The organism is Halorubrum sp. SS7, from assembly GCF_005435055.1.
Classification (GTDB): Archaea; Halobacteriota; Halobacteria; order Halobacteriales; family Haloferacaceae; genus Halorubrum; species Halorubrum salinarum.
This window is the reverse complement of record NZ_SGXV01000209.1, coordinates 1-681: the sequence shown is the minus strand read 5'-3', so window position 1 is coordinate 681 and position 681 is coordinate 1. Positions and strand designations below refer to the sequence as shown.

1 pseudogene is annotated in these 681 nt (G+C 53.2%); it reads right to left on the bottom strand.

The features are described from left to right. Window positions 1–325: 325 nt before the first annotated feature. Window positions 326–681: pseudogene (locus tag EXE44_RS17675) on the bottom strand (transposase); the annotation flags it as partial.

Genomic DNA, 681 nt, shown 5'->3' with positions numbered 1-681 from the left:
AGCTCCGCCATGTCGCCGGCGACGTTTCGCACCATACGCGCCCCTACTCCGGCGAATCCTAAAAGGGACGCGCGTTCGGGAGGATCTGATAATAAATCGGATAACGCGATATAGAATTCGGACTGCATGGAACCCCCACAGTCTCGGAGGATGAGCTAGTTTTGGGTTGAATCGCCATCTATTCATGATTATTCTCACCACACAAGGACCGTTTTTAAATCTCTGAGTTTGAACTACCGGACAAGCGTACGAAATTGTATGGATTTTAGCGCTCCTGAATAGAGTTGCCACTCCCGAACGGCAGACTCAGCGAGATCTTAGCGGGTTAGTCGTGTGGAATCAATGCTGAGGCAACGAGCTCAACACACTCACCCGCAGTAATCACAGGTGCGTAGTCCATCTCGCCGTCAACGTCCGCCTTCAGCAGGAAGTCGGTGAGCCGCCAGATATTGTACAAGAGTACGGCAAACACGAAATAGAACAAGCGAACGCGGTAGTCTTTCGAGGAGGTCTTGGCGAGAAAGTCACCTTTAATCGATTTGTACTCGCTCTCGATCTGCCACCGGCGACTATACCGTTTACAGAACGCCTCGGCCTCATCGGGTCCCACTCGGAGATTCGTCGCGAAGACGGCTGTCCCCTCCCCACTCGTCGACGGCACGTACAGGAGCCGCATTGGAT